The organism is Microbacterium sp. PAMC21962 (assembly GCF_019443465.1).
Classification (GTDB): domain Bacteria; phylum Actinomycetota; class Actinomycetes; order Actinomycetales; family Microbacteriaceae; genus Microbacterium; species Microbacterium hominis.
Window position 1 is genome coordinate 1,049,820 of the sequence record NZ_CP080381.1, and the last position, 24,937, is coordinate 1,074,756.

Here is a 24,937-nt window from a genome sequence, read left to right on the forward strand (position 1 = left end):
TCACGGATGCCACGGGATCATTCTTCCAGGTCGGCTCCGGCGCCCCGCGCCTCGACCTGTCGGATGCCGCCCTCCAACGTGCGGACGGCGCCGCGCAACGCTCGCTCGGCGTCCCAGCCCCGTTCCCGCGCGAGCGCGACGAGCCCCAGCAGCGTCGCCCCGAGCTCCTCCTCGCTGCTGGGCGCCACCCCGTCCGCGAGCGGTGCGGCCGGCGCACCGGGGAGCGCAGCGGCGCGACCGAGGACCTTCTGGGCCAGCGCGAGGGAGGGCATGTGCGCCGAGACGCCGTCGAGCACCGACCGCCGGTCGCGCTTCTCGGCGGCCTTCGCGGCGTTCCAGTGCACGAGCACCTCCTCGGGCGTGGTGGCCACGGCATCCCCGAAGACGTGGGGGTGGCGGCGCACCATCTTCTCCGCGAGGGCGTCGGCGACGTCGTCGATGTCGAACGGATCGTCCGGGTCTTCGGCGGCGACGGCGGCGTGGAACAGCACCTGCCAGAGCAGATCGCCGAGCTCCTCGCGCAGGTCGGCGCGCGTGCCGGCCTCGACCGCGTCGATCAGCTCGGCCGACTCCTCGACGAGGTAGGGCACGAGGTCGTCGTGGGTGATCTGCCGCGACCACACGCACCGCTCGCGGACGGCGCGCATCACGTCGGCGGCGCGGCGGAGCGCATCGCCCGACGGAGTGGACGACGCCGGGGACGACGCCGGCGATGCCGAAGGTGTCAGGAAGTCGCCGGGACCCGGCGTCGGTGATGCCATGCCCGCCACGATACGAGGATCCCGGCCGCGACGAGCGAGATCGCGGAGCCCGCCAGCACGCCGAGGGTCGCCTGATCGCGGATGCCGGGGTCACCGGCGAACGCCAGCTCGCTCAGCAGCAGCGACACGGTGAACCCGATGCCGCCCAGCGCGCCCGCGGCGAGCAGGTCTCCCGCGGCCAGCCGCTCCGAGGGAGCGACGCGCAGGATCCGCTGCGCGAGGCCGCCGGCGAGGCCGATGCCGATGATCTTGCCGAGGGGCAGCGCGACGAGCACGCCCCAGAACGCCGGCGAGAGCTCCCCCGCCGACACTGCGGGGATGGTCACGAGCGCGGCGCACAGGGCGAACAGCGGGAGGATCAGGCCGTTGACCCACGGCTCGATCGCGTGGCGCGTGCGCATCGCCGGCTGCTGCGCCATCACGAGTCCCAGCACGACGCCGGCGATCGTGGCGTGGACGCCGGACTCGTGCACGGCGTACCACGTGCCGAGCGCCGACACGGCGAGACCCGCGATCGCGATCGGCCGCGCCCGGGTGTCGAGGAGTCGGCTGCAGACGGCGAACACGACGACGAGCACGACCGCGAGCAGCAGCATGGCGGTGTCGACGTCGGAGGTGAACAGCACGGCGATGAACACGATGCCGACGATGTCGTCGAGGATCGCCAGCGCCAGGAGGAAGACCCGTACCGCGGGCGGAAGGCCGCGGCCGAAGACGGCGAGCACACCCAGCGCGAACGCGATGTCGGTGGCCGTCGGGATGGGCCACCCGGCCGATGTCGCCGGCGTCCCGGCGATCGCCAGGTAGAGCGCGACCGGCACCAGCACGCCGCCGGCCGCGGCGATCGCCGGCAGCACGGCGCGCCGCGCGGAGGCGAGCTGCCCGCTCGTGAGCTCGAACTGCAGCTCCACCGCCGCGACGAAGAAGAACACGGCGAGCAGACCGTCCGAGATCCAGTGACGCACCGAGAGGTCCACGACGCCGGGGATGCCCAGGTGCGCATCGGCCACGGCGAACGCGGCATCGCGCAGCGGCGAGTTGGCCAGCACGAGGCCGGCGGCGGCGGCGAGGAGCAGCAGAACGGCGGGGAAACGCGCGGATCGCAGCAGGGACATGGGCACTCCGAGGGGTCGACGGACGGGAATCGCCGACCAGACTTCCCGGCACACCGGAATGCGGACTCCGAACGGGTCTCAGCCCAGGACTCTGCACGGTTTCACACCAGGCTGAATCATACCCCGTGACAAAGGTGAAACACCGTGCCATTAGCGTGGTGTCATGCGCGAACTCACCCGAACCGAAGCGATCGACCTCGTCGGCCGCGACGAGGCCGAGAACGAACTGCCCGAGCGCCTGCGCGCCGACGTGCGCATGCTCGGTGCGCTGCTCGGTCGCGTCCTGCGCGAGAGCGGCTCCCCCGGCCTGTACGACGACGTCGAGCGCCTGCGGCTCGCGACCATCGCCGCCTACACCGACGAGTCGCCGGAGGCGTTCGAGCGGGCCGCGACGATCGCGGAGTCCTTCTCCGTCGAGCGCGCCGACGAGGTCGCGCGCGCCTTCACGGTCTACTTCCACCTCGTCAACCTCGCGGAGGAGCACCAGCGGGTGCGCGTGCTGCGCGAACGCGACGGCCGTCCGGAGAAGGAGGATGCCGCCGACTCCGTCGCCGCCGCCTTCGTGCGCCTCGCCGCCGAGGTCGGCGACGACACCGCGCTGCAGCGCCTGCAGGACATGCGCTTCCACCCCGTGTTCACGGCGCACCCCACGGAGGCGCGTCGGCGCGCCGTGTCCACCAGCATCCGCCGTCTCGTCACGCTGCTGACCGAGCACGACGCCTCGCTGAACGGCGGCGCCGACGAGCGTCGGGCCGAACGCCGCATGCTCGAGGAGATCGACACGCTCTGGCGCACCGCGCCGCTGCGCGCCGAGAAGCCGACGCCCGTCGACGAGGTCCGCGCCATCATGGCCGTCTTCGACGAGACGCTCTACACCGCCGTCCCGCACGTCTACCGCCGCGTCGACGACGCGCTGCAGGGGCCCGCCGCCGGCGGACGCGCGCCGGTCGTGCGTCCCTTCGTGCGCCTGGGCACCTGGGTCGGCGGCGACCGCGACGGCAACCCCTTCGTCACCGCGGCGGTGACGAAGAAGGCGGCCGCGATCGGCGCCGAGCACATCCTGCTCGGCCTGGAGCGCTCGGCCGATCGCATCGCGAAGACCCTCACCCTCTCCGCCGACACGACACCGCCCAGCGACGAGCTCCTCGCACTCCTGCAGCGCCTCGCCGACGCCGACGAGGACGGCGCCGCGGATGCCGCCAAGCGCGCCGCCGTCGAGCCGCACAAGCGTGCGATGCTGCTCATCGCCCGCCGGATCACGGCGACCCGCGGGCGCGACGCCGATCTCGCCTACCGCGACCCCGAGGTGCTCCTGCGCGACCTGCGGATCGTGCAGCAGTCCCTCGTCGAGGCCGGCGCACCCCGGCAGGCCTACGGCCACCTGCAGCAGCTGCTGTGGCAGGTGGAGACGTTCGGATTCCACCTGGCCGAGCTCGAGGTGCGCCAGCACTCCGCCGTCCACGCCAAGGTGCTCGCCGAGGCCGCCGGCGGCGAGCCGCTGAGCACCCAGGCCGAAGAGGTGCTCGAGGTGTTCCGCACGATCGCGCAGATCCAGCACCGGTACGGGCCGCGCGCCGCGGGGCGCTACATCGTGTCGTTCACGCAGTCCGCCGGCGACCTCGCCGCCGTCCACGAGCTGGCCCGCCTCGCGGTCGGCCCGGGGGGCACGCCGCCGGTGCTGGACGTGATCCCCCTCTTCGAGACGTTCGCCGACCTGCAGGCCGCCCCCGGCATCATGGCCGAGATCGTGGAGCACCCGCAGTTCGCGGCGCGGCTGGAGGCGACCGGCCGCCGCCTGGAGGTCATGCTCGGCTACTCCGACTCGTCCAAGGACGTCGGCCCGGTCGCGGCCAACCTCGCCCTGTACGAGGCCCAGGCCAAGATCGCCGCGTGGGCGAAGCAGACCGGCATCCACCTCACGCTCTTCCACGGGCGCGGCGGCGCGCTCGGACGCGGCGGCGGACCGGCGAACTCGGCGATCCTCGCCCAGCCCCCGCACTCGGTCGACGGCCGGTTCAAGCTCACCGAGCAGGGCGAGGTGATCTTCGCCCGCTACGGCGACACGAACATCGCGATGCGCCACATCGATCAGGTCGCGGCCGCCGTGCTCCTCGCCTCGGCGCCGTCGATCGAGAAGCGCAACAGCGCCGCCGCCGAGCGCTACGCCGAGGTCGCGGCGACGATGGATGCCGCATCGCGCGAGCGGTTCTTCTCGCTGGTGAAGGCCGACGGCTTCGCCTCCTGGTTCGCGACGGTGACGCCGATGGAGGAGATCGGGCTGCTCGCACTGGGCTCCCGCCCCGCCCGGCGCGGCCTGTCCGTCGAGTCGCTCGAAGACCTCCGCGCGATCCCGTGGGTGTTCGCCTGGTCGCAGGCGCGCATCAACCTCGCCGGGTGGTTCGGCCTGGGCTCCGCGCTCGAAGCCGTCGGCGACGTCGAGCTCCTGCGCCGCGCCTACGCGGAGTGGCCGCTGCTGCGCACCGTCATCGACAACGTCGGCATGAGCCTCGCGAAGGCCGACGGGCGCATCGCCCGCCGCTACCTCGACCTGGGCGACCGTCCCGACCTCGCCGCCCTCGTCGTCGACGAGCTGCAGCTGACCGGCGACTGGGTGGTCCGCATCGTCGGCGGGGACGAGCTGCTCGCCAACAAGCCGGTGCTGCAGCGGGCCGTCAAGATGCGCAGCCCGTACGTCGACGCGCTCTCGCTGCTGCAGTTGCGCGCCCTGCGCACGCTGCGCACCGGCGAGCACGACGAGGCGGATCTGCCGCAGTGGCAGCGACTGCTGCTGCTCAGCGTCTCCGGCGTCTCGGCCGGACTGCAGAACACGGGGTGAGCCGCCCCGCGCCCGCGACGCCGCGCGGGCTCAGTCCGCGCGGCGGTCGTCGGCGTGGCGCGCGAGCGCTGCGCCGTAGCGCTCGGTGAGCTGGATCATCAGATCGGGCGTGTCGCGGTCCAGGCCGAAGACGAAGCCGGGGAAGTCCAGCTCCTTCTGCAGGGCCCAGATCTCCTCGTGACGGTCGGGCGACAGCACCCGTGCGGGATCGCCCACCGCCACCCACCCGATCGGCACGACCGACTCCGGGGGCAGCGCGGTGCGCACGTGCACGATGGCGCCGATGCGCACCTCCGACCGGTCGCCGATGCGCGCGCCGTTGAACACGCGCGTGCCGGTGGCGAGGAACACCTCGTCGCCCACGGTCGCCCCCGAGATGCTGGCGGTCGGCCCGACCAGGACGTGGGAGCCGATGTGGACGGGGTGCACTGCGCTGGCGCGGATCAGCGCGTTCTCCATGACGATCACGTGCGTGCCGAGCGTGATCGGGCCGCCCTCGGCGGTCAGCACGGCGCCGTGGAGGATCTGGCATCCCGCGCCGATCTCCACGTCCCCCGAGATCACCGCCGTCGGGGCGACCACGGCGTCGGGGTGGATGCGGGGCCGGGCCCCGAGGTGTTCGAACTGCATGATCGACCTCCCGACCTCACCCTAGGGCGCCGCCGCCGAGCCGTCGAGGCTCTGTCGGAGCCCCATTAGGGTGGGACAGGCCGAACCACCCGGGACTGCGGCCGGAAAGCTCCACCGTGACAGAAACCCTCACCTCCCTGCCCTCTTCCGTCGCCGCCGTCTTCGACGCCGTGGTCGACCGCAACCCGAACGAGCCCGAGTTCCAGCAGGCCGTGCACGAGGTCGTGAACTCGATCGCGCCGGTCATCGAGAGCCGCCCGGAGTTCGCCGCGGCCGGAGTCCTCGAGCGCATGGTCGAGCCGGAGCGACAGATCATGTTCCGTGTGCCCTGGGTCGACGACCAGGGGCGAGTCCGCGTGAATCGCGGCTTCCGCGTGCAGTTCTCCTCGGTGCTGGGCCCCTACAAGGGCGGCCTGCGGTTCCACCCGAGCGTGAACCTGTCGATCGTCAAGTTCCTCGGCTTCGAGCAGATCTTCAAGAACGCGCTCACCGGTCAGGGCATCGGCGGCGCCAAGGGCGGCAGCGACTTCGATCCCCGCGGGCGCTCGGATGCCGAGATCATGCGGTTCTGCCAGGCCTTCATGAACGAGTTGTACCGGCATCTCGGCGAGCACACCGACGTCCCCGCCGGCGACATCGGCGTCGGGGGCCGCGAGATCGGCTACCTGTTCGGGCAGTACCGCAAGATCACCAACCGTCACGAGTCGGGCATGTTCACCGGCAAGGGCGTGCAGTGGGGCGGGGCGGAGGTGCGCACGGAGGCCACCGGCTACGGCGCCGTCTTCTTCGCGGAGGAGATGCTCGCGGTGCGCGGACGGTCGATGTCGGGTCGCCGGGTCGGTGTCTCCGGCTCGGGCAACGTCGCGATCTATGCGATCGAGAAGGCGCATCAGCTCGGGGCGATTCCGGTGACGGCGTCCGACTCGTCGGGGTATGTCGTCGACGACGAGGGCATCGACGTGGGCCTGCTCCGTCAGGTGAAGGAGGTCGAGCGGGCACGGATCTCGACGTACGCCGACCGCCGCGCCTCCGCGCGCTTCGTCGAGGGCGCCCGCCCGTGGGAGGTCGCCGTCGACATCGCGATCCCCGCCGCGACGCAGAACGAGCTCGACGAGACGGACGCGCGGGCGCTGCTGGGAAACGGCGTCGGCGCCGTGTCGGAGGGCGCGAACATGCCCTGCACCCCCGCGGCCGTCGCCGCCTTCCAGTCGGCCGGTGTGCTCTTCGGCCCGGGCAAGGCGGCCAACGCCGGGGGTGTCGCGACCTCGGCGCTCGAGATGAGCCAGAACGCCGCACGACAGCGCTGGAGCTTCGAGGACAGTGAGCGGAAGCTCCGCGCCATCGTCCGCGACATCCACCGCGCCGCGTTCGACGCCGCCGAGCGGCACGGGCGCGACGGGGACTACGTCGCGGGCGCCAACATCGCCGGGTTCGAACGCGTCGCCCAGGCGATGCTGGCGCAGGGAGTGATCTGACGGCCGTGTCCTCCGGAGCCGGCGCCCCCGCCCCCGCCACCGTCTCGACGCTGACCCTGTCGACGTTCGTCGTCGGCTCGATGGTCGGCGCCGGGGTCTTCTCGCTGCCGGGCACCTTCGCGGCGCAGACGGGGGTGGTGGGCTCCCTCGTCGCGTGGGCGGTGGCGGGCACCGGCATGCTCATGCTGGCGCTCGTCTTCCAGCGGCTGGCCGCGCGCCGGCCGGAGTTGGATGCCGGCGTGTACTCGTACGCGCGGGCCGGGTTCGGCCGCTACCTCGGCTTCCTGTCCGCGTTCGGCTACTGGGCGAGCGCCTGCGCGGGAAACGTCTTCTACTGGGTGTTCATCATGTCGACGGTGGGCGCGGTGCTGCCCGCCGTCGCCGGGGGCGACACGCCCGTGGCCGTCGCGGTGTCGTCCGCGGGATTGTGGACCTTCTTCCTGCTCGTGCGTCGCGGTACGCGTGAGGCGGCCGCGGTCAACCGCATCGTCAGCGTCGCGAAGGTGCTGCCGATCGTGGTGTTCGTGTTCCTGTGTCTGTTCGCGTTCGATCCGGCGGTGTTCGCCGCGAACCTGTCCGGCCCCGGCGACGTCCCGCTCTACGATCAGGTGCGCGGCACCCTGCTCGTCACGGTGTTCGCCTTCATCGGCGTCGAGGGCGCGAGCGCGTACTCGCGGCACGCACGCCGCCGCCGCGACATCGGGCGCGCGACCGTGCTCGGATTCCTCAGCGTGCTCGCGATCTTCCTGTCGGTGACGATCGTGTCCTTCGGCATCCTCCCGCGCGAGCGCATCGCGCAGCTGGCCCAGCCGTCGATGGCCGGGGTGCTCGCCGAGGTCGTCGGACCGTGGGGTGCGGGCTTCGTCGGCGTGGCGCTCATCGTGGCGGTGCTCGGGGCGTACCTGTCGTGGACGCTGATGGCGGCGGAGGTGCTGCTGGTCGCGGCGCGCGACGGCGACCTGCCCCCGGTGTTCGCCCGCACCAACGCCCGTGACGTGCCCGTCGGAGCCCTCACGATGTCGACGCTGCTCGTGCAGGCACTGCTGATCGTGGTGCTCTTCTCCACGAACGCGTTCGACGTCGCGCTCAGCCTGACCAGCGCGTTCGCGCTCATCCCCTACGTCCTCACGGCGGGGTACGGGCTGCGTGTGGCTCTCGCCGATGCCCGCTCCGACGGCTCGCGCGCGGTGGCCGGCGCCCTCCTCGTGGCCGCCTGCGCCACCGCCTACACCCTGTTCCTGCTCGCCGCCGCCGGAGGCCAGTACCTGCTGCTCGCGATGCTGGTCCTCGTGCCCGGCACGCTGCTGTTCGCCCTCGCGCGGCGCCGTCGCGGCGACCGCGTCTTCCAGCGCGGCGAGTGGGTCGTCTTCGCCGTCGCCGTCGCCGCGGCTCTCGCGGCGGCCGTCCTGCTGGCCGTGGGGGCGATCGAGATCTGAGCGCCCCGGGCTCAGGCCTCGACGGCCTCGGCGACCGGCAGCGGGTAGAGCTGATCGATGAGCTGGCCGACCCAGGCGATCAGATCACCGTCGGCCAGCGGCTCCCCCGCCGCCGTCGGCAGCGGCACGACCATCGCCTCGCCGCCGGCGAGGACCTTCGACTTCGGGTAGAGGCGCTGCAGCCGCACCCGCAGCGAGTCGGATGCCGGCGCCGGCACGACCCGCAGGTTCGGCCCCATCGCGACGACGTCGCTGAGGCCCGCGACGGCGGCACGGCGGCGCAGCCGGGCGATCGCGACGAGACCGTCGACCTCGCGCGGCGGCGTGCCGTAGCGGTCGGTGAGCTCCTCGATCACGAGATCGATGGGGTCGCTGGAGGCTCCGGCATCCCCGCCGCGCGTACGGGCGTCGGGCGAGGCGGCGGCCGAGAGCTTCTGGTAGGCCTCCAGGCGCAGACGCTCGCTGTCGATGTAGCTCTCCGGCAGTCGGGCGTCGATGGGAAGCTCCAGGCGCAGCTCGGTCGGCCCCTCCACGTCGTCGCCGCGGAACGTCGCGACGGCCTCGCCGATCATGCGCAGGTACAGGTCGAAGCCGACGCCGGCGATGTGGCCGGCCTGCTCGGCGCCGAGGAGATTGCCCGCGCCGCGCAGCTCCAGGTCCTTGAGGGCGACCTGCATGCCGCTGCCGAGATCGTTGTTCACCGCGATGGTCTCGAGCCGATCGGCCGCGGTCTCCGAGAGAGGCTTCATCTCGTCGTAGAGGAAGTAGGCGTAGGCGCGCTCGCGTCCGCGACCGACGCGTCCGCGCAGCTGATGCAGCTGACTGAGGCCGTACTTGTCGGCGCGGTCGATGACGATCGTGTTCGCGTTGGAGATGTCCAGACCGGTCTCGATGATGGTCGTCGACACGAGCACGTCGAACCGGCGCTCCCAGAAGCCGTCGACGACCTCCTCCAGGGCGTGCTCACCCATCTGCCCGTGGGCGACCGCGATGCGCGCCTCCGGCACGAGCTCGGCGAGGTGGGCGGCGACCCGCTGGATCGACTGCACGCGGTTGTGCACGTAGAAGACCTGGCCTTCGCGCAGGAGCTCGCGACGGATCGCGGCGGCGATCTGCTTGTCGCTGCGCGGACCGACGTAGGACAGGATCGGATGCCGGTCCTCCGGCGGGGTCTGCAGCGTCGACATCTCGCGGATGCCGGTCACCGCCATCTCGAGCGTCCGCGGAATCGGCGTCGCGCTCATCGCCAGGATGTCGACGTTGGTCTTGAGCTTCTTCAGCGCATCCTTGTGCTCGACGCCGAAGCGCTGCTCCTCGTCGATGATCATGAGGCCGAGGTCTTTGAAGACGACCTTCTCGGTGAGGATGCGGTGGGTGCCGATGACCATGTCGATGCTGCCCTCGGTGAGCCCTGCGTGGATCTCGCGCGCCTCCTTGTCGGTCTGGAAGCGCGACAGCGCCCGCACCTTCACGGGGAAGCCCGCGAACCGCTCGGTGAACGTGTCGAGGTGCTGCTTCACCAGCAGCGTCGTCGGCACGAGCATCGCGACCTGCTTGCCGTCCTGGATGGCCTTGAACGCCGCGCGGACCGCGACCTCGGTCTTGCCGAAGCCGACATCGCCGGACAGCAGGCGGTCCATCGGGATCGGCCGCTCCATGTCGGCCTTGATCTCCTCGATCGTCTGCAGCTGATCGGGGGTCTCGGCGAAGGGGAACGCCTCCTCCAGCTCGCGCTGCCAGGGCGTGTCGGGACCGAACGCGTAGCCCTTGGCCGCCATCCGGGCGGAGTACAGCTTGACGAGCTCCACGGCGATGTCGCGGACGGCCTTGCGCGCCTTGCCCTTCGCGGCAGCCCAGTCGCTGCCGCCCATCTTCGACAGCGTGGGCGCCTCGCCGCCGACGTACTTGCTGAGCAGGTCGAGCTGGTCGGTGGGGACGAAGAGCTTGTCGCCGGGATGACCGCGCTTGGAGGGCGCGTACTCGAGCACGAGGTACTCGCGCGTCGTCTTCACGGCGTTGCGGCCGCCGCTGGACACCTCGCGCTGCACGAGCTCGACGAAGCGGCCGATGCCGTGGGTGGCGTGCACGACGATGTCGCCCGCCTTCAGCTGCAGCGGGTCGACGACGTTGCGGCGCCGCGATGCGAGCTTCTTGACGACGCGGCTGTCGGCACCGATGGTGCGCCCGTAGAACTCCGCCTCGGTGAGCACCGCCAGTCGGGCGTCGGGCTGCTCGAATCCGCTCTCCAGCGCCCCGAGCACGGCGACGGCCACGCCCGGCTCGGGGGCTTCGGCCAGCGCGTCGACCGTGCGCGCCGCGATGCCGCGCTCGGCCAGCACGTCGCGCGCACGGTCGACGAGCCCGGCGCCGGAGGCCGCGATCACGACGCGCCAGCCGTCGGCGAGCAGGTCGCCCACGTGCGCCGTGGCGCCGTCGACGTTGCCCTGGAACGACGGCACCGCGGAGGCGGGGACGCGCACGACATCGGCCCGGTGCCCGCCGTCCATGCCCGCGAGGTCGGCCGCCGCGTCGGCGTCGCCCGAGTCGAACCCGCTCAGCGTCCACCACACACCGCCGCGCGCCGAGGTCGCCGCGCGCAGCTCAGGCAGGGCGAGGAAGTCACCCGAGCCGAGATCGATCGGGGTGTCGGCGCCGGCGACGGCGGCGCTCCAGGCCGCCTCGAGGAACTCGCGGTTGGTCTCCCCCAGCGTCATCGCCCGACCCACCGCGCGCTCGGGATCGACCAGGGCCACCGCCGTCGCGGCGGGGAGATAGTCCACGAGCGGCACGACGGCGTCCGCGAGGGCCGGAAGGAGCGATTCCATCCCTTCGACCGGGATGCCTTCGCTCATCTTCTCGAGCATGCCGCGCAGGCCCGGGAACCGGTCGCGAAGACCCGCTGCCCGCTCGCGCACGGCCGGCGTCAGCAGCAGCTCACGGCTGGGCAGCAGGGTGACGGCCGCCACCTCGCCGGGCAACGAGCGCTGATCGGCGACCGAGAACGCGCGGATCTGGTCGACCTCGTCGCCGAAGAACTCGACGCGGTACGGGTGATCGGCGGCGGGCGGGAACACGTCGAGGATGCCGCCGCGCACGGCGAACTCGCCGCGCCGCGACACCATGTCGACCCGGTGGTACGCGAGGTCGACGAGCCGGCGCGTCACGCCGTCGAGGTCGTAGCCGCGACCCCCTGCCGACAGCTCGATCACGCCGGCGTCGGTCAGCCCCGCCGCGATCGGCTGTAGCGCGCTGCGCACCGACGCGGTCACGATGAGGGGGTGGGAGCCGTCCCAGTGGTCGACGGCGCGCAGCACGGCGAGACGCCGCCCGACGGTCTCCGGCGACGGGCTCAGCCGTTCGTGCGGCAGGGTCTCCCAGGCGGGGAAGTGCAGCACCTCGGCATCCGGCAGGACGCTCGACAGCGCCGCGCCGAGCGCTTCGGCCCGCCGGCCGGTCGGCGCCACGGCGAGCAGGGCCGCCGGGTGTCCGGCGCGGCGGCGGCGCTCGACGAGTGCCGCGAGGACGGGCGCGTCGAGTCCCGCGACGAGCGAGAAGTCGGTGTCGGCGAGCGCGGACTCGACGGCTTCGCGGACCGTGTCCGCCTGGATGAGGGCGCGAACGATCCCGGAAACTGTCACCGGAAGAGTCTACGGCGCACCGCCGACACCGGACGCTGCGCGCCGCTCGCCGCGACGCCGCTCCGACGCGCGCCGAGCGGCGGCTCTGCCTAGGATGAGCACGTGAGCGACAACCCGCAGCCCGCTGCGCCCCTCGAGCCCACCGCGCCGGCGGCCCCCTCCACGAGCGGCGGCTACGTCCAGCCCGCTCCCGGGGCGCCTCCCGTCTACGTCCCGCCGGCGGCCGTCCCCCACCCCGCGGCGCCCCCTCAGGCCGCCCCCTCTCCCGTCGCCGCTCCGAGCGCACCCGCGCCGGCGCCCGCGCCGGCACCCGCGCCGACGTACGGCGCCGCCCCGACCTACGGCGCTGCCCCGACCTATGGCACCGCCCCGACCTCTGGCACCGCCCCCGGGTATCCGGGCGCGGCGGCACCCGCCGCGTCGCCGTCACGCGCCCTCGGCACGATCGCGCTCATCGTCGCGATCGTCGCCGTCGTCCTCGCGACGGTGCTGAGCACCGTCACCGCGTTCGCCGCCGCCAGCGGGGCGGTCGCACACGCGGGGGTGTCTTCGACCGCGGCGCTGGAGAACCTCTCCGACGACCAGGTGCTGGCACTGCTCAGCCCCGTGCGCGGCCTCGTGCTCTGGGCCGAGATCGGCTTCTGGGCGGGGACCGTCCTGGGCCTGTGGGCCCTCGTGCAGGGCATCGTCGCGATCACGACGCGGCGCGGGCGCGGGCAGGGCATCGCCGCCGTCATCGTGGCCGCGGCCGGCCCGATCCTCTACGGCGTCGCCGTCACGGCCGCGGTCATCGTCGGTATCGTCGCCGCGACGCCCGTGTACTACTGAGCCGCCCCGGTCCGAGAACGGACGCCCGGCCTCGCCCGCGAGCTCAGGAGCGCGGTGCGTGGTGCTTCTGCTGCGCCGCGAGGAGGCCGTCCTCGACGAGCAGCTCCACCGCGTCGGCGGCGTCGGAGACGAGCACCGGCAGCGCGGCGCGCTCCGCGCTCGAGAACGGGTCGAGCACCCAGTCCGCGGGATCCTGTCTGCCGGGCGGGCGACCGATCCCCACCCGCACCCGCGGGAAGTCCGGCGTGCCGAGAGCCTTCGCGACGTCGCGGATGCCGTTGTGACCGCCGTGACCGCCCCCCGTCTTCAGCTTCACGGTGTCGAAGGGGATGTCGAGCTCGTCGTGGACGAGGACGATCCGCTCCGCCGGGATGTCGTAGAACCGTGCCAGCTGGGAGACGGGACCGCCGGAGACGTTCATGAAGGAGTTCGGCGCCGCGAGCACGAGCTTCGCGCCGCCGGGGCGCAGCCAGGTCTCCGCGACCCGGGCCTGGGCCTTGTGCGCGCGCAGCGTCTCGGACCGGCGGGCGGCGAGCTCCGCGATCACCATCTGCCCGACGTTGTGCCGGGTGCTCTCGTACCGTGCGCCGGGGTTTCCCAGGCCGACCACGAGCCAGGTCTCGGGCATGTCCTCTCCTCCACTGATCGCGGGACGACGAAGCCCGCCCCACCAGTATCGGTGGCGGCGGGCTCCGGTCATGACGCGTCGATTACTCGGCGGCCTCTTCCGACTGCTCCTCGGCGACGGCCTCGTCGGCCGCCTCGATCTCGTCGGCCTCGGCGTTGGTCGCAGCCGGCACCGAGATGGCGACGATGAGCGTCTCCGGCTCGGTCACCAGCGACGCACCCGCGGGCAGCTTCAGGTCGGCGGCGGTGATGTGGGTGCCGTCCTCGAGTCCCTCGACGTCGACCTCGACGTTCTCGGGGATGTGGGTGGCCTCGACCTCGAGCGACACCGTCGCGTTGTCGAGGTTGACGATCGTGCCCGCGAAGGGCTCGCCCAGCACGACGACGGGAACGTCGACCTGGACCTTCTCGCCCTTCTTCACGACGAGCAGGTCGATGTGCTCGATGATCTGGTGCACGGGGTCCTTCTGGACGTCCTTGACCAGCGTGAGCTGCTGCGTGCCGTTCACGTCGAGCTCGAGCACCGCGTTGGCGCGGCGGATGAGCAGCGCGACCTGGTGGCCGGGCAGGGCGACGTGCACCGGGTCGGTGCCGTGGCCGTAGATGACGGCGGGGATCTGGCCGGCGGCGCGCAGGCGGCGGGCGAAGCCCTTGCCGAAGTTCTCGCGAAGCTCGGCGATGACCTTGGTGTCGGTCTCGGTCGACATGATGGATTCTCCTTGCGGGCTGTGGCGCCCTGGTCTGGGTCTGGGTCTCGACTCGAACGTGTGCACGTGAGGAGAGCCCGCCCGGACTGTCGTCCGAGTCGCGTGGGCCCGCAACACCGCGTCGATCACGGATGCCGGTGCGAGTACGCGCGGCATCCCTCGCCGAGGGAGGACATCAGTCTATCAGCGACCCCGCTAGCATGGAGACGGTGCCCGGATCGGGCGCGCTCGCGCGGCCGCGGCCCCGCTCACCCGTCTCTCACTCCGGAGGAACCCATGGACTACGGCTGGATGTCGCACGCACTCCTGTGGATCATCGGCCTGATGTCGGTGGGGGCGACGGTCGCCGTCATCGGGGCCCTCTTCACACTCGGCCGCTCCGGCTACCGCAAGGACTGATCCGGTACCGCCGCGCCGCACCTCCGCCCGGGGCGGCTCACCTCACGGCGCCGTGAGCAGATCGGCGACCCGATCGACCACGGCCTGCAGATCGGTGCCCGCCGCCAGGCGGAAGCCCGCCTCGTCCTGGGTGAGGGGCTCGCCGACGCTCTGGCGGCCGACCAGTTCGACGAAGACGACGTCGCGCACACGCGCGCGCACGGCGTCTCGGGCGACGCGGGTGAGGGGGCCCGTCGTCACCACGACCGCAGACGCCTCCACGAGGACAAGGCGAAGCGCATCCAGCCAGATCTCGGCATCCGACACCGCCGGCGTCGGTTCCCCGCGGCGACGCCGCCGGCGCGCGGGCGGCCGTAACTCGTCGCCGTCGATGTAGCGGGCACGCAGGCGCGCGGCGAGCGCTGCTCCGGTGAGTTCGACCGCGGCATCCGTCGACCCCATCAGTACGATCCGCGCCATCTCGACCTCCGTTCGGCATCCCGCGGCCCGCCGCCCCGTGCCCCCGACGCGCCTCGATTCGAGCGTATCGGGGCGACGGCCGGTGCACGCTCCCCCGCCGGGGCGCGTCGGCCGGCTACGGGTGCGGCGCCGCGTCCAGCAGCCCGCGGGCGCGGCCGGCGACCTCGATGATGCCCCCGACGTTGTCGACGGCGACGCCGTCCTCGTCGGCCTCCAGATGCTCGAGGGTCGCGAGCTGCGACTCCAGCAGCGCCACCGGCATGAAGTGCTGACGCGACCGCATGCGCCGATCCAGCTCCGCCCGCGACACCCGCAGCTCCACGAAACGGACGTCGGGCGCGGCGGCGCGGATGCGGTCGCGGTAGCGACGGGCCAGAGCGGAGCAGGCGATCACAAGTCCCGGCGACGCGGCCAGCCGCGCGCCCACGACATCGAGCCACGGCATCCGGTCGTCGTCGTCGAGGGGCACGCCCGACTCCATCTTGGCGACGTTCGCCGGCGGGTGCAGATCGTCGGCGTCCACGAAATCGACGCCGAAATCGACGGCCAGGGCGGCGCCGACGGCGGTCTTGCCCGACCCGCTCGGCCCCATGACCACGATGCGCGCCGCGCGGTGCACCATCGTCATCCCTCCGTCGCCCCGGCGCCCGTGAAGGCGACGACGACCTTCGCGCTCACAGCCGATCGGCGGGCGGTCTCGAACGCGGCGACCGCCTCGCGCGGCGAGAACTCGTGCGTGATCACACTCTCGACCGCGGGCTGCGCGTCCAGCAGCCCGATCGCCTCCTCCATCTCGTCCAGGAAGCGGAACGCCCCGCGCAGCGTCGCCTCCTTCGCCACGAGCGGGGCGAGGTTCACGGGGCGGGGCTCGTTCGGCAGCATCCCGATCTGCACGACCGTGCCGCGCCGGCGCACCGCCGCGATCGCCGTGCTCACCGCGGCGGCGGCCCCGGAGCACTCCAGGACCACGTCGTAGGCGTCATCGGGGATCGCATCGACGCCGACCCGCCAGACGCGATCCGCACCGACCGCGCTCGCGCGCTCCAGCGCCTCGGGGAGGAGATCCGACACCTCGACGCTCGCGGCCCCGCGGGCGCGGGCCGCCACCGCCGCCAGCAGGCCGATCGGCCCCGCGCCGCACACCAGCACGCGCGCGCCGGTCATCTCCCCCGCCCGGGAGGCCCCGTGGAGCGCCACGGCCAACGGTTCGGCCAGGACCGCGCGACGCACGGGAAGCGTATCCGGGAGCGGGCGCACCATCGACGCCTCGACAGTGACGTACGCGGCCATCGCCCCCTGGGTGTGCGGCGTCGTCGAGGCGCTGCCCAGGTACGAGCCGCCGGGCCAGAGATGCGGCGCCTCCGCGAGCGCCGGAGTGCGCTGCCCGAAGCGCGCGGGATGCACCGTCACCGGCGCCCCCTCGGCCAGCGCCCCCGACGGGTCGTGGGCGACCCAGCCCGACACCTCGTGCCCGGGAACGAGCGGCTCGGTCACGACGAACGCGCCGTTCGCGCCGTCGAAGTAGTAGTGCAGGTCCGAGCCGCAGATCCCGACGTACCCCACGCGCAGCAGCACCTGTCCGGGCGCGCAGGCAGGCAGCGGCCGGTCCTCGACCGTCAGCGCCTCGCGCGCGCTGATGACAACAGCATCCATCGTTCTCTTCTCTCGATCACACGACCGCGGTCATGCCGCCGTCGACGAACAGGTTCTGCCCGCTCACGAAGTCGCTCGCCGCGGAGGCCAGGAACACGAGCGGACCCCGCAGCTCCGACACCCGACCCCAGCGCCCCGCCGGCGTGCGCTGGGACACCCAGGCCGTGAACTCGGCGTCGGCCACGAGCGCCGCGTTCATCTCGGTCGCGAAGTAGCCCGGCGACAGCGTGTTGACCTGGATGCCGTGGCCGGCGAGGTCGGCGGCCATGCCCCGGGTGAGCTGGGCGATCCCGCCCTTGCTGGCCGAGTACGGGGCGATCGTCCGCCGGGCCAGGGCCGACTGCACGGAGGCGATGTTGATGATCTTGCCCGAGCCGCGCTCGATCATGCCGGGAGCCACGAAACGCGAGACGTAGAACGCGCTCGAGAGGTTCGTGGCGATCACGTCGTCCCAGTCCGACACCGAGAACTCGGCGAACGGGGCGCGGCGCTGGATGCCGGCGTTGTTGACCAGGATGTCGGGGACGCCGACGCGCGCCGTCAGCTCGGCGATCGCCGCTTCGACGGCCGCGGCATCCGTCACGTCGAAGACGACCGTCTCCGCGCGCGCGCCGGTCCGCTCGGCCAGCAGGTCGGCGCTGGCGTCGACCGTCGCGCGATCGCGGCCGTGCACCACGACCCGCGCCCCGGCATCGGCCAGGCCTGCGGCGAGACTCTGTCCGAGGCCGCGCGACGACCCGGTGACGAGGGCGAGCCGGCCGGTGAGGTCGAAGAGCTCAGACAAGGGACACCGCCCCGAAGATCACGAGGACGAAGGCGAAGCCGACGACCGATTCCAGCGCCTGCTGCACGGTCCAGGTCTTCAGCGTCGTCTTCACGTCCATGCCCATCAGCCTCCCGACGAGCCAGAAGCCCGAGTCGTTGACGTGGCCGGCGAAGACCGACCCGGCGGCCGTCGCCAGGACGACGCAGGCGACCTGCAGGGGGCTGAAGCCGGCGGCGAGGACCGCGGGCGAGACCAGGCCCGCGGCCGTGACCAGGGCCACCGTCGCCGAGCCCTGGGCGACGCGCAGGACGACCGCGATGAGGTAGGCGGCGAAGATGACCGGGATGCCGATCGAGGCGAGCGAGTCGGACAGCGCGGTGCCGATGCCGGAGGCCCGCAGCACGCCGCCGAACATGCCGCCGGCGCCGGTGATGAGCACGACGGAGCAGATGGGCCCGAGGGCGGAGTCGACGATCTTCTCGAGCGCCGTCCCGTGCACACCCCGGCGGGTGCCGAGCACGAACAGGGCGACGAGCACGGAGATGAGCAGGGCGATCTGGCTGGTGCCGATCAGGCGCAGCGCCTGCACCCAGACGAGCGTGCCGTCCACGACCCCGGCGGACACGAGCGCCGACATGCCCGTGTTGAGCAGGATCAGCACGAGCGGGATCGCGAGCACCCCGATGACGGTGCCGGCCTTGGGCGGGTTGGTCGGCTCGACGTCGCGGCCGCCGAAGAGGTCGACGATCGCCAGCGGGATGCGCTTGTCGGTGAACTTCGCCCACAGGTAGCCGGTGAGGTACCACGTCGGCAGCGCGACGACGAGACCGATGAGGAGGACGAGCCCGAGATTCGCTCCGTACGTCTCACTGGCCGTGATGGGCCCCGGGTGCGGCGGCACGAAGACGTGCATGACCGAGAACGCGGCGGCGGCACTGATGCCGTAGAGCAGCATGTGCTTGCCGCCGATGCGTCGTCCGACGGCGAAGATCACCGGGAGCATCACGATGAGTCCCGCGTCGAAGAACATCGGGAATCCCATGATGAGCGAGGCCACGCCGAGGGCGAACGCGGCCCGTTTCTCACCGAAGACGGACACCATCTTCTCGGCCAGCACGCGCGCACCGCCCGACGTCTCCACGAGCGCGCCCAGCATGGCGCCGAGACCCACGAGCAGCGCCACGGCGCCGACGGTCCCGCTGAAGCTGTCGATGAGGACCTTGCCCACGCTGTCGATCGGGATGCCGGTGACGAGCGCCGTGAGCAGCGAGACGAGCACGAGCACGAGGAAGGCGTGCATCCTCGCTCCGATGATGAGGACGAGGATCAGTGCGATCGCACCGGCCGCGATGAGCAGCAGGGGCACGGCGCCCAGGGTCTGTGTCCAGTCTTGCATGGGGCTTCTCCGATGAATCGTCCATGCGCCGGGGTCGTTCCCGGCGGCGTCACCACGCTGACACAAAAGTAGTACTTATTGCAACCCATTGATCATACTTTTTCCCGGCGCCCCCTCCTCCGAGGCGCACCGGCACCGGTAGCGTGGGCCGGGACAGAAGGACACCGATGCCCCCCACGACCCCGACCGCGTCGCACGCGCACATCGTCGAGACCCTCGGCCGCCGTATCGCCGGCGGCGAGCTCAGCCCCGGCACGGGCATGACCGTCGCAGCGCTGGAGCAGGAGTTCGCGGCCTCCCGCACCGTCGTGCGGGAAGCGGTGCGCGTGCTCGAGGCCCACGGGTTCCTGCGCTCCCGACGCCGGGTCGGCCTGGTCGTGCGCCCGCGGGAGGAATGGGACAGTCTCGATGCGAACGTCATCGAGTGGAGCCTCGACGGCCCGCGCCGCCGCGACGTGCTGGTCGAGCTGACCGAGCTGCGCATCGCCGTGGAGCCGATCGCCGCCCGGGTGGCGGCGGAGCGCGGCAGCGATGCCGACCGCGCGCGGCTCCTGGAGCTGGCCGTGCGATTGAGCGAGCTCGGCGCCGAGGGACTCGGAGACTCCGACGAGTACCTCGAGGTCGACATCGCCTACCACTCGCTGCTGCTGCAGGCGGGCGGCAATCCGCTGTTCGGCAAGCTCAGCGCGCCGATCGCCGAGATCCTGCGCGGACGCGCCGTGCGCGGCCTCACCCCCGGAATGCCGCGCGTGGGGACGCTGGAAGCGCACGTGGCGACGGCCCGGGCGATCACCCTCCGCGACGGGGCGACGGCCGAGGCCTCGGCGCGCGAGCACCTCACGCTCGTCTCCCGCGAGGTCGCTCACCTCTGACCGGGACGCCGCCCTCACGCGGTCGGCGTCGTGAGGCGCACCGCGCCCACCACGACATCCATCCGCTCACCCGGCCTCACCTCACCGGCACTGAACGGCGCCCCCATCATCACGACGTCGCCGGGGCCGAGCGGCGTCCACGACGCCACGTAGGCCAGGCAGTCGCGGATCGGGACCGGCAGGGCCGCGGCATCCGTCTCGGCGACCGCCGCGCCGTCGATCTCGAGACGCAGCGCGACGCGGTCGATGTCGGCCGCGGTGTCGATCCACGGGCCGAGCGGCGTGTACCCGATGCCCGACTTGGACTCGAAGTTGCGCACGTCCACCGTCGCACGATCGGGACTGGACAGATCGTTCACGGCCGTCACGCCCAGCACATAGCGCTCCGCCGTCTGCGCGGTGAGACCGGCGGTGTCGCGGCCGATCACGACCGCGATCTCGCCTTCCGCGACCGTACGGCCCGCGTCGCGGCGCAGGCGGACCGCGACGCCGGAGGCGACCACCGTGCGGGGGCTCTTCAGCCACGCCTGGACGGGCGCGACGTGATCGGGACCGTTCTGCGCGATGCCGACGAGCACCCCCGGGTCGGCCGGGGCCAGCAGCACGGCGTCCCCTCGCGGCGCGCCGGTGTCGACCGGGAGCGTCCCCGACGCGAAGGCCGCGAACGGCGAGCCGATCGGGACCGGACCGTCGGGACTCCACCGCACATCGACGATCTCCCCTCCGATGCGGGCGCGACCGATCAGCACGGGAGCTCCCCCGCGAACTCCCCCGCGACCTCCCCCGCGACCTCCCCCGGGCGCGCGGACCGCGTCACCAGCGGACCGTCCGGATCGTCACGGTCGTGGAGGACACGCCCTCCCCCGACTCGTCGCGCGACACCTTCACGGCGTCGTCCAGGCGCGTGAGGTCTCGCCGCAGCGTCTCGGGGACGAGGAAGGTGGAGGCCGTGGTGATGAGGGCCAGTGTGGCCATGTAGATGCCGAGGAGCACCCAGTTGCCGCCGCTGACGGCGATCAGGTAGGCACCCAGCACGCCGGCCAGGCCGCCCGCGAGCACCGCGGACAGCTCGCGCGCCATCGCGACGCCGAGGTAGCGGTGGCGGTTGCCGAACAGCTCGGGGAGCATCGCGCACTGCGGTCCGAGCATGACGTTCACCCCGAAGCCGATGCCGACGGCGATCACCGCGATGGCGACCGCGTGGTTGCCGAGGGTGAGCAGCCACCAGGCGGGGAAGGCGTACGCGAGCAGGAACAGCGAGCCCATCCGGTAGACGGTGCGCCGTCCCATCCGATCCGACAGGGCGCCCGACAGCGGGACGGTGAAGATGCCGATGAGCGAGCCCAGCGTGACGCCCCAGGTCAGCAGGCTCTTGTCGGCGTTGTGCCCGGCGACGGCGACGAAGAAGGTGAGCGCGAGGGTGTTGAACATGTACGAGCCGCCGTTCTCGGCCATCCGCAGACCGATGCCGACGATCACGCCGGGCAGGCCGTGGCCGAAGATCTCCCGCACCGGACGGTCGTTGATCTGCTCATGCTTCTCCAGCTCGACGAACGTCGGCGTCTCGCGAAGGCGCATGCGGATGAAGAGGGCGACGAGGATGAGGGCGAACGAGCACAGGAACGGGACGCGCCACCCCCACGTGAGCAGCTGGTCATCGGGCAGGAGGGTGATCAGGCTGAAGACCACGGCGGCCAGCAGCGTGCCGGCCTGGATGCCGATGAACGGCAGCGCCGAGAAGAAGCCGCGTCGGCGCACCGGGGCGTACTCCGCCATGAGCACGGTCGCGCCCGCCTGCTCGGCGCCGGCGCCGAAGCCCTGCAGAAGGCGCATGAGCACGAGGAGGGCCGGGGCCCACAGGCCGATCTGCGCATAGGTGGGCAGCAGGCCGATGGCGGTGGAGGCTCCGCCCATCAGGAGGATCGTGATGACGAGGACCCACTTGCGCCCGAGGCGGTCGCCGAGCACGCCGAAGAACAGGCCGCCGAACGGGCGGGCGACGAAGCCGACGCCGAAGGTCGCGAACGCCGCCACCGTCGCCATCGCCGGGTCGTCCTGCGAGAAGAAGAGCACGTTGAAGATCAGCGCGGTCGACAGCCCGTAGAGGGCGAAGTCGAAGTACTCGAGCGCGCTGCCGATGCTGGAGGCCAGCGTGGCCCGGCGAAGGTTCGCCGCGTACTCGGGGTCGTCGGCCGCACTCGCGGTGACGGGGGGTCGAAGCTCTGTCACTGCCATCTCCTTTGATCGGCACGGCTGGGCCGCGTGTGCGATCAGAGTATCAACCCAGTGGACATAGTTCAATATGTTGAACGCAGTCGGCGCGCAGAAGATCGCTTCCCGGGCCGGCGCGAGGTCGTCAGCCGCGACGTGCGGCCGCGCTGAACGGGTTCGTCAGCTGGCGCGCGACGTCACGGAGAGCCGCGGCGACGGCGTCGACGTGCTCCGGCGTCGCCTCGGCGACGGGGATGCCGACACCGATCGCGAGCTGCGGGTCGCCCGGTGCCCACCCCTCGAGCGGGACGGCCACGCCCACGATGCCCGGGAACGACTCCTCGGCGTCGAGTGCCCACCCGCGCTCGCGCGCCTCGACGAGCCGGCTCAGCAGCCCCGCCAGATCGCGCGTCGAGTTCTGCGTCACCGGGGGGAAGACCGCGTCCCGACCGACGAGGGCCGTCACCTCGGCATCCGTCAGCGTGGAGAGCATCGCCCGCCCCGTCGCGCTGAGGGCCGCGGGCAGCCGCGAGCCCAACGGGGTCCCGATGCGCAGCGAGCGCGACCCCTCGTGCCGGGCGATGTACAGGGCGTCGGCACCGTCGAGGATCGCGATCTGCACGAGCTCGCCGGCGAGCACCGGCGAGGCGTCGCAGATGTCGTAGAACTCCCGCACCTGGTTGAACTGTGCGGCGAAGGCACCGCCCAGCTCGGCGGTGCGCAGTCCGAGGCGATACCCCTGGGCACCGCGCTCGATCATGCGCGCCGCCTCCAGCGCGAGGCAGAGGTTCGCCGTCGACGATTTCGCCAGCCCCAGCCCCCCGGCGATCTCGGTGAGGTTGAGCGGTCGGCGCGCCTCGGCCAGAAGCTCCAGCAGGCGGATGCTGCGGGTCACGGCGGGCGCAGGGTCGCGTCCGGCGCGGTCATCGAGGTCGTCGCTCATGGTCCTCCTTCGCGCGGAGTCCGCCGGCACGCGCGGACGTCAGTAGAACTCGACCGTATCGACAACCGCGTGCATCGGCGCGCCATCGAGCAGCCGCGTCGCATCCGACGCGAACCGCCGCGCGATGCGCTCCTCCTCGCGACTGCTCAGTGCCGCCGTGTGGGGGCTCACCAGCACGCGCGGGTGCGACCAGAGCGGGGACTCGCGCGGAAGGGGCTCGACCTCGAACACGTCGAGAGCCGCGAAGGCGACCGTACCGTCGTCGAGCGCTGCGAGCAGCGCACGCTCGTCGATGACGCTGCCGCGCCCGACGCTGGCCAGGAGGAGTCCGGGGCGCGCGGCGGCGAAGATGCGCGCGTCGATGAGGTGGTGCGTCTGCTCCGTTCCGGGAAGGGTGACGACGACGGCATCCGCCTGCGCCACCGCGTCGGCGAGCTCGTCGAGCGGTACGAGCCGATCGACGCCGGCGACGGGCTCTCCCGAGCGCGTCGTCCCCCAGACACGCGCACCGAGCGCGTGGAAGCGCTCCGCGCAGGCGGAGCCGATGCCCCCCAGCCCGACGACGAGCACGGTGAGCTCGTCCAGGTGGCGCATCTCCCAGCGCGCCGACGGCCATTCCCGCGCGGCCTGGTCGCGCTGCAGCCGCGGCAGGTCCTTCGCCCCGGCGAGGATGCCGAAGACGGCGAACTCGGCCAGCGCCGCACCGTGGACGCCCGCGGTGGTGCTGAAGACGATCCGCTCCAGCGCCTCGGGGGCCAGCTGCGCCGCGCGCACCTGCGCACCGCCGCCGGCGGCGGTGGTCATCACCCAGCGCAGACGCGGATTGGCGGCGACGGTGCGCGCCAGGGCCGCCGGCTCGACGTCGGGGATGCCGAACAGCGCGTCGGCCGAGTCCACCATGCGCTCGAAGCGCTCCTGCTGGGCCGGCGTGCGCCGGAAGGCCGGATCGCCCGACCAGTCGGCCGGACCGCGCATCGGGGGGACCAGCTCGTGAGCGCGCACCAGCTGCACGCGCGGCTCGAGCGCTTCGATGAGGCGGCAGAGCTCCTCCCGCAGCGGCACGGCGGCGACGGCGCGCAGCGACGGGGCCGTCGGGGACCCCGCATCGGGGGACGGGGTGATCTCCATCGACGTGTCCGACATGCGTGATCCCTTCATCGGGTGGGCGTGATCATCACTCTATCGCACGTCCACTTTGTTGAACATTGTCCATCCTGTTGGACAGCCGCTATCGTGGCCTCCATGACCCTTCCTCTCGATGACGAGAACGTCCGCCTCGGCGTGATCGGTGTGGGCGCGATGGGAGCGCCGATGGCGCGTCGCCTGCTGCACGCCCGCGGATCCCTGAGCGTGTTCACGCGATCCCCGCGCCCCGACCTCGAGGCCGGCGGTGCCACGCTCGTCGCGACACCGCGCGAGCTCGCGGCCCGCAGCGACGCGATCCTCGTGATGCTCCCCGACCTCCCCGAGCTGGAAGCCGTCCTGGACGGCGAGGACGGGCTGCTCGCCGGCGCGGACACCCTGCTGCTGATGATCGGCTCGACCTCGTCGCCGACCGGCGTGCGCGCGCTCGCCGAGCGTCTCCATCGGACCAGCGGCGGGGCGATCCGGGTCGTGGACTGTCCCGTCTCCGGCGGGGCGGACGGCGCGGAAGACGGCACCCTGTCCATCATGATCGGCGGCGCCGGCGACGACGCGGCCCGCGCGGCGGCGCTCCTGGCTCCGTGCGGGCGCGCCGTACATCTCGGACCGCTGGGCGCCGGCGAGGTCGCCAAGGCGTGCAACCAGCTCGTCGTCGCGGCGACCATCACGGCGCTCGGCGAGGCGACCGAGCTCGCCGCGCGGTCGGGGCTGGATCTGGACGCCCTGTGGGCGCTCCTGTCCGGCGGCTACGCGGGCTCGAACCTCCTCACCAGCCGGCGGCACCGACTGGTCTCCGGCGACGACTCCCCCTCCGGCGCCGCCAAATACATGGTGAAGGATCTCGGCTTCGCCGCCGACGTGGCCGGGGCCACCGGCATCCACCCCGCTCTGCTCCCCGCCCTGCGCGACATCTTCGACGAGATCGTCGCGGAGGGACTCGGCGACCGGGACATCTCGGTGACGCGTCGGCTCACCGCCCGTCGTCATGCTGCGCCGACGACCCCCGCGGCGGACTACGCTGACTTGTGAATCCCCGACTGAT

22 protein-coding genes are annotated in these 24,937 nt (G+C 72.5%); 7 read left to right on the forward strand and 15 right to left on the reverse strand.

Annotation, left to right across the window (positions count from 1 at the left end):
* Positions 1-17: 17 nt before the first annotated feature.
* Entirely contained in the window at positions 18-761 is a 744-nt protein-coding gene (locus KY498_RS05215; RefSeq protein ID WP_191008347.1) for a MazG family protein, read from the reverse strand.
* Positions 725-1,876 (reverse strand): Na+/H+ antiporter NhaA, encoded by a 1,152-nt coding sequence (locus KY498_RS05220; RefSeq protein WP_191008346.1) that lies wholly within the window; start codon positions 1,874-1,876, stop codon positions 725-727. The genes KY498_RS05215 and KY498_RS05220 overlap by 37 nt, the downstream gene beginning before the upstream one ends.
* Positions 1,877-2,039: 163 nt before the next feature.
* On the opposite strand from KY498_RS05220, the gene KY498_RS05225 reads away from it, so the two are divergent.
* Positions 2,040-4,712 carry a phosphoenolpyruvate carboxylase gene (locus tag KY498_RS05225; RefSeq protein WP_061782183.1) on the forward strand — a complete coding sequence of 891 codons (2,673 nt, stop codon included), beginning with the start codon at positions 2,040-2,042 and terminating at the stop codon, positions 4,710-4,712.
* Between the two features lie 30 nt (positions 4,713-4,742).
* On the opposite strand, the gene KY498_RS05230 is transcribed toward KY498_RS05225, so the two are convergent.
* Positions 4,743-5,342 carry a gamma carbonic anhydrase family protein gene (locus KY498_RS05230; protein ID WP_191008345.1) on the reverse strand — a complete coding sequence of 200 codons (600 nt, stop codon included), beginning with the start codon at positions 5,340-5,342 and terminating at the stop codon, positions 4,743-4,745.
* A gap of 116 nt (positions 5,343-5,458) precedes the next feature.
* Here KY498_RS05230 and gdhA point away from each other — a divergent pair, with 116 nt between their 5' ends.
* Entirely contained in the window at positions 5,459-6,817 is a 1,359-nt protein-coding gene (gdhA, locus tag KY498_RS05235; protein ID WP_060959809.1) for an NADP-specific glutamate dehydrogenase, read from the forward strand.
* 80 nt (positions 6,818-6,897) lie between these two features.
* Complete coding sequence (locus KY498_RS05240; RefSeq protein ID WP_258186451.1) at positions 6,898-8,253, forward strand: basic amino acid/polyamine antiporter; 1,356 nt, start codon at positions 6,898-6,900, stop codon at positions 8,251-8,253.
* Between the two features lie 11 nt (positions 8,254-8,264).
* Here the strand turns inward: KY498_RS05240 and mfd are convergent, their stop codons facing one another.
* Complete coding sequence (gene mfd, locus KY498_RS05245; RefSeq protein WP_191008343.1) at positions 8,265-11,891, reverse strand: transcription-repair coupling factor; 3,627 nt, start codon at positions 11,889-11,891, stop codon at positions 8,265-8,267.
* A 102-nt stretch (positions 11,892-11,993) separates the two neighbouring features.
* Here mfd and KY498_RS05250 point away from each other — a divergent pair, with 102 nt between their 5' ends.
* Positions 11,994-12,719 (forward strand): hypothetical protein, encoded by a 726-nt coding sequence (locus KY498_RS05250; RefSeq protein WP_191008342.1) that lies wholly within the window; start codon positions 11,994-11,996, stop codon positions 12,717-12,719.
* A gap of 43 nt (positions 12,720-12,762) precedes the next feature.
* Here KY498_RS05250 and pth read toward each other — a convergent pair whose 3' ends face one another.
* On the reverse strand, positions 12,763-13,347 hold the full coding sequence (gene pth / locus KY498_RS05255; RefSeq protein ID WP_060959811.1) for an aminoacyl-tRNA hydrolase: 585 nt from the start codon (positions 13,345-13,347) through the stop codon (positions 12,763-12,765).
* A gap of 82 nt (positions 13,348-13,429) precedes the next feature.
* Entirely contained in the window at positions 13,430-14,053 is a 624-nt protein-coding gene (locus KY498_RS05260) for a 50S ribosomal protein L25/general stress protein Ctc (protein ID WP_060959812.1), read from the reverse strand.
* A 276-nt stretch (positions 14,054-14,329) separates the two neighbouring features.
* On the opposite strand from KY498_RS05260, the gene KY498_RS16505 reads away from it, so the two are divergent.
* The gene (locus tag KY498_RS16505; RefSeq protein ID WP_255266077.1) at positions 14,330-14,452 is read left to right on the forward strand and encodes a hypothetical protein; all 123 of its coding nucleotides are present in this window, start codon (positions 14,330-14,332) and stop codon (positions 14,450-14,452) included.
* 42 nt (positions 14,453-14,494) lie between these two features.
* Here KY498_RS16505 and KY498_RS05265 read toward each other — a convergent pair whose 3' ends face one another.
* The 5 genes from KY498_RS05265 to KY498_RS05285 form a co-directional block, all read right to left on the reverse strand.
* Positions 14,495-14,911, reverse strand: a complete 417-nt coding sequence (locus KY498_RS05265; protein ID WP_191008341.1) for a shikimate kinase — start codon at positions 14,909-14,911, stop codon at positions 14,495-14,497.
* A 115-nt stretch (positions 14,912-15,026) separates the two neighbouring features.
* Positions 15,027-15,533 (reverse strand): gluconokinase, encoded by a 507-nt coding sequence (locus tag KY498_RS05270; protein ID WP_101306014.1) that lies wholly within the window; start codon positions 15,531-15,533, stop codon positions 15,027-15,029.
* A 2-nt stretch (positions 15,534-15,535) separates the two neighbouring features.
* Positions 15,536-16,564 (reverse strand): zinc-binding dehydrogenase, encoded by a 1,029-nt coding sequence (locus KY498_RS05275; RefSeq protein WP_191008340.1) that lies wholly within the window; start codon positions 16,562-16,564, stop codon positions 15,536-15,538.
* A 16-nt stretch (positions 16,565-16,580) separates the two neighbouring features.
* Complete coding sequence (locus tag KY498_RS05280; protein ID WP_191008339.1) at positions 16,581-17,348, reverse strand: SDR family oxidoreductase; 768 nt, start codon at positions 17,346-17,348, stop codon at positions 16,581-16,583.
* A complete protein-coding gene (locus KY498_RS05285) occupies positions 17,341-18,726 on the reverse strand; it encodes a GntP family permease (RefSeq protein WP_060959817.1) in 1,386 nt (461 codons plus the stop codon). The genes KY498_RS05280 and KY498_RS05285 overlap by 8 nt, the downstream gene beginning before the upstream one ends.
* A gap of 167 nt (positions 18,727-18,893) precedes the next feature.
* On the opposite strand from KY498_RS05285, the gene KY498_RS05290 reads away from it, so the two are divergent.
* Positions 18,894-19,598 carry a FadR/GntR family transcriptional regulator gene (locus KY498_RS05290; protein WP_060959818.1) on the forward strand — a complete coding sequence of 235 codons (705 nt, stop codon included), beginning with the start codon at positions 18,894-18,896 and terminating at the stop codon, positions 19,596-19,598.
* A gap of 14 nt (positions 19,599-19,612) precedes the next feature.
* On the opposite strand, the gene KY498_RS05295 is transcribed toward KY498_RS05290, so the two are convergent.
* The 4 genes from KY498_RS05295 to KY498_RS05310 form a co-directional block, all read right to left on the reverse strand.
* A complete protein-coding gene (locus tag KY498_RS05295) occupies positions 19,613-20,347 on the reverse strand; it encodes a fumarylacetoacetate hydrolase family protein (RefSeq protein ID WP_101306012.1) in 735 nt (244 codons plus the stop codon).
* 64 nt (positions 20,348-20,411) lie between these two features.
* Positions 20,412-21,833 carry an MFS transporter gene (locus KY498_RS05300; RefSeq protein WP_191008338.1) on the reverse strand — a complete coding sequence of 474 codons (1,422 nt, stop codon included), beginning with the start codon at positions 21,831-21,833 and terminating at the stop codon, positions 20,412-20,414.
* Between the two features lie 121 nt (positions 21,834-21,954).
* Positions 21,955-22,752 (reverse strand): IclR family transcriptional regulator, encoded by a 798-nt coding sequence (locus KY498_RS05305; protein ID WP_061782180.1) that lies wholly within the window; start codon positions 22,750-22,752, stop codon positions 21,955-21,957.
* Between the two features lie 39 nt (positions 22,753-22,791).
* Positions 22,792-23,895, reverse strand: a complete 1,104-nt coding sequence (locus KY498_RS05310; protein WP_375140951.1) for a D-2-hydroxyacid dehydrogenase — start codon at positions 23,893-23,895, stop codon at positions 22,792-22,794.
* A gap of 99 nt (positions 23,896-23,994) precedes the next feature.
* Between KY498_RS05310 and KY498_RS05315 the strand changes: the two genes are divergently transcribed.
* A complete protein-coding gene (locus KY498_RS05315) occupies positions 23,995-24,924 on the forward strand; it encodes an NAD(P)-dependent oxidoreductase (RefSeq protein ID WP_191008337.1) in 930 nt (309 codons plus the stop codon).
* Positions 24,925-24,937: the final 13 nt, after the last annotated feature.

Coding starts and splice junctions, on each gene's coding strand:
- KY498_RS05215 (WP_191008347.1), bottom strand. CDS start 761: ATGGCATCACCGACGCCGGGTCCCGGCGACTTCCTGACACCTTCGGCA.
- KY498_RS05220 (WP_191008346.1), bottom strand. CDS start 1,876: ATGTCCCTGCTGCGATCCGCGCGTTTCCCCGCCGTTCTGCTGCTCCTC.
- KY498_RS05225 (WP_061782183.1), top strand. CDS start 2,040: ATGCGCGAACTCACCCGAACCGAAGCGATCGACCTCGTCGGCCGCGAC.
- KY498_RS05230 (WP_191008345.1), bottom strand. CDS start 5,342: ATGCAGTTCGAACACCTCGGGGCCCGGCCCCGCATCCACCCCGACGCC.
- KY498_RS05240 (WP_258186451.1), top strand. CDS start 6,898: ATGGTCGGCGCCGGGGTCTTCTCGCTGCCGGGCACCTTCGCGGCGCAG.
- pth (WP_060959811.1), bottom strand. CDS start 13,347: ATGCCCGAGACCTGGCTCGTGGTCGGCCTGGGAAACCCCGGCGCACGG.
- KY498_RS05260 (WP_060959812.1), bottom strand. CDS start 14,053: ATGTCGACCGAGACCGACACCAAGGTCATCGCCGAGCTTCGCGAGAAC.
- KY498_RS16505 (WP_255266077.1), top strand. CDS start 14,330: ATGGACTACGGCTGGATGTCGCACGCACTCCTGTGGATCATCGGCCTG.
- KY498_RS05265 (WP_191008341.1), bottom strand. CDS start 14,911: ATGGCGCGGATCGTACTGATGGGGTCGACGGATGCCGCGGTCGAACTC.
- KY498_RS05270 (WP_101306014.1), bottom strand. CDS start 15,533: ATGGTGCACCGCGCGGCGCGCATCGTGGTCATGGGGCCGAGCGGGTCG.
- KY498_RS05275 (WP_191008340.1), bottom strand. CDS start 16,564: ATGGATGCTGTTGTCATCAGCGCGCGCGAGGCGCTGACGGTCGAGGAC.
- KY498_RS05285 (WP_060959817.1), bottom strand. CDS start 18,726: ATGCAAGACTGGACACAGACCCTGGGCGCCGTGCCCCTGCTGCTCATC.
- KY498_RS05290 (WP_060959818.1), top strand. CDS start 18,894: ATGCCCCCCACGACCCCGACCGCGTCGCACGCGCACATCGTCGAGACC.
- KY498_RS05300 (WP_191008338.1), bottom strand. CDS start 21,833: ATGGCAGTGACAGAGCTTCGACCCCCCGTCACCGCGAGTGCGGCCGAC.
- KY498_RS05305 (WP_061782180.1), bottom strand. CDS start 22,752: ATGAGCGACGACCTCGATGACCGCGCCGGACGCGACCCTGCGCCCGCC.
- KY498_RS05310 (WP_375140951.1), bottom strand. CDS start 23,895: ATGTCGGACACGTCGATGGAGATCACCCCGTCCCCCGATGCGGGGTCC.
- KY498_RS05315 (WP_191008337.1), top strand. CDS start 23,995: ATGACCCTTCCTCTCGATGACGAGAACGTCCGCCTCGGCGTGATCGGT.